The following is a 2,650-nucleotide window of genomic DNA, read 5'->3' as shown; positions in this document are numbered from 1 at the left end:
AGGGCCGCAACGTCATCGAGCGTCAGTACGCTCACCTGAAGCAGTGGCGGGGTCTGGCGACCCGGTATGACAAGTACGCGATCGTCTACCGGGCCGCTGTGGTCCTGAATGCTGTGCTCGCATGGTCCAAACGATTGTCAGACATGCCCTAGGCGGCAGGGTCATCCGAATAGACGATATGGGTGCTCCCCGCGCGAGCGGGGATGAGCCCACCATGTTCGCCAACGGGTCCGACAGGTCCACGTGCTCCCCGCGCGAGCGGGGATGAGCCGTGGATCGCCCAGCAGTACCCGAACCGAACCCCGTGCTCCCCGCGCGAGCGGGGATGAGCCCGAGACGACGGCCCGCACCACGGTGGAGTGGTCGTGCTCCCCGCGCGAGCGGGGATGAGCCCAGGTAGAGCACTGGTCTCCAAAACCAGAGGTAGTGCTCCCCGCGCGAGCGGGGATGAGCCCCGCCCGGGTGTGAATGAGCGCCGCTACTCGATGTGCTCCCCGCGCGAGCGGGGATGAGCCCAACGGTGCGTCCACGGAGAAGGAAATCCTGGAGTGCTCCCCGCGCGAGCGGGGATGAGCCCACCGAGAGGCAGTTCTTCCAGGCGTTCATCGAGTGCTCCCCGCGCGAGCGGGGATGAGCCCTCACCACGCCATTCAAGGTAGACGTTGTAGCCGTGCTCCCCGCGCGAGCGGGGATGAGCCCACCGAGTTGGCCGGCCCGATCCAGGACCAGGTGTGCTCCCCGCGCGAGCGGGGATGAGCCTGACCCGCGGCCGGCCGCGGCACCTGACGAGCGGTGCTCCCCGCGCGAGCGGGGATGAGCCCGCGGTTCCGACGCCGAGGTGGACGAGGCCCTGGTGCTCCCCGCGCGAGCGGGGATGAGCCCACCCGCAGGGTGTCCCCGTAGTCCGCCACCACGTGCTCCCCGCGCGAGCGGGGATGAGCCCATCTCAGGGTGATCCAGTCGGGAAATGGTCATGTGCTCCCCGCGCGAGCGGGGATGAGCCCGTGCCGAGCGTCCACAGCATGGACCGGCCGTCGTGCTCCCCGCGCGAGCGGGGATGAGCCCGCCGGGTTGAACTCCAACGCATCCGCGACCATGTGCTCCCCGCGCGAGCGGGGATGAGCCGTTGGCCGACGTCGAGGCGGCCGCCTCGCAGATGTGCTCCCCGCGCGAGCGGGGATGAGCCCCTGCCCGGCCCGTTCAAGGTCGAGATCAAGGAGTGCTCCCCGCGCGAGCGGGGATGAGCCCCAGCCTCACACCATGACGGCCGAGCTGAAGCGGTGCTCCCCGCGCGAGCGGGGATGAGCCGGGGAGTCCGACGAGAGGGAGACCCACCAGTAGGTGCTCCCCGCGCGAGCGGGGATGAGCCCTGGACGCGGAACTCTCCCAACGATGCGGCCCGGTGCTCCCCGCGCGAGCGGGGATGAGCCCACCCAGCCGAGAGCCGCGCGCAGCTCGAGCCAGTGCTCCCCGCGCGAGCGGGGATGAGCCTGGCGGGCCCCGTACAACTGCGACACCAACTGGGTGCTCCCCGCGCGAGCGGGGATGAGCCCCCGCCGACGTGCATGTGCGCGCCCTTGCTGATGTGCTCCCCGCGCGAGCGGGGATGAGCCCTCTGACCCGGCAACGAAAAGAGGAACCCGTGGGTGCTCCCCGCGCGAGCGGGGATGAGCCCAAGAACCGTGGCAGCTTCCCCGTCTCGACCTCGTGCTCCCCGCGCGAGCGGGGATGAGCCCGCCGGAACCCCCGCCATTCTGGCGCTTTAGTTGTGCTCCCCGCGCGAGCGGGGATGAGCCGATGACCTTGAAGGTTCGCCCGTAGTCCAGGGAGTGCTCCCCGCGCGAGCGGGGATGAGCCGCCATGACCCGCCGCCCACTAATCCTGGACCTGGTGCTCCCCGCGCGAGCGGGGATGAGCCCCTGATCCTCGACGTGGACACGGAGGACTCCCTGTGCTCCCCGCGCGAGCGGGGATGAGCCCATCGAGCAGGATTGGCTCGGCTTCATCCGGTTGTGCTCCCCGCGCGAGCGGGGATGAGCCCGTGGATGGCTTCCCCGTGACGTCGGCCCACGCGTGCTCCCCGCGCGAGCGGGGATGAGCCCGCCGTTGGCCCCGCGCTCCGCACGCATGGCGTGTGCTCCCCGCGCGAGCGGGGATGAGCCCTGGCGGAGAAGGACCGGTTGGACGACTTGAAGCGTGCTCCCCGCGCGAGCGGGGATGAGCCCGCGGGCCGGAGCAGCCCGTTCCACACCGTGTCGTGCTCCCCGCGCGAGCGGGGATGAGCCCGCCTCCCAGCTGATCGACTGGTTGGAGGTTGCGTGCTCCCCGCGCGAGCGGGGATGAGCCCAGGACGACGCCGCGGGAGCCTCGTTCGTCAGCGTGCTCCCCGCGCGAGCGGGGATGAGCCCGCTCCGGGGTCCATCTCCACGGTGAGCATGAGGTGCTCCCCGCGCGAGCGGGGATGAGCCGGTCCGCCACGACCTGGACAACCGGCCCGCCTAGGGCATGTCTGACAATCGTTTTGACCATGCGAGCACAGCATTCAGGACCACAGCGGCCCGGTAGACGATCGCGTACTTGTCATACCGGGTCGCCAGACCCCGCCACTGCTTCAGGTGAGCGTACTGACGCTCGATGACGTTGCGGCCCT

2 pseudogenes and 1 CRISPR repeat array are annotated in these 2,650 nt (G+C 70.6%); of the pseudogenes, one reads left to right on the top strand and one right to left on the bottom strand.

Annotation, left to right across the window (positions count from 1 at the left end):
• Positions 1-152 (top strand): annotated as a pseudogene (locus J1M41_RS11530) (IS5/IS1182 family transposase); the annotation flags it as partial.
• A 30-nt stretch (positions 153-182) separates the two neighbouring features.
• Positions 183-2,469: a CRISPR direct-repeat array (repeat unit 28 nt; unit sequence GTGCTCCCCGCGCGAGCGGGGATGAGCC).
• Between the two features lie 29 nt (positions 2,470-2,498).
• Here J1M41_RS11530 and J1M41_RS11525 read toward each other — a convergent pair.
• Positions 2,499-2,650: pseudogene (locus tag J1M41_RS11525) on the bottom strand (IS5/IS1182 family transposase); the annotation flags it as partial.

This window comes from Micrococcus sp. KRD096 (assembly GCF_017168495.1).
Classification (GTDB): domain Bacteria; phylum Actinomycetota; class Actinomycetes; order Actinomycetales; family Micrococcaceae; genus Micrococcus; species Micrococcus luteus.
The sequence above is the reverse complement of the archived record's forward strand: the minus strand, read 5'-3'. Positions and strand labels throughout refer to the sequence as shown.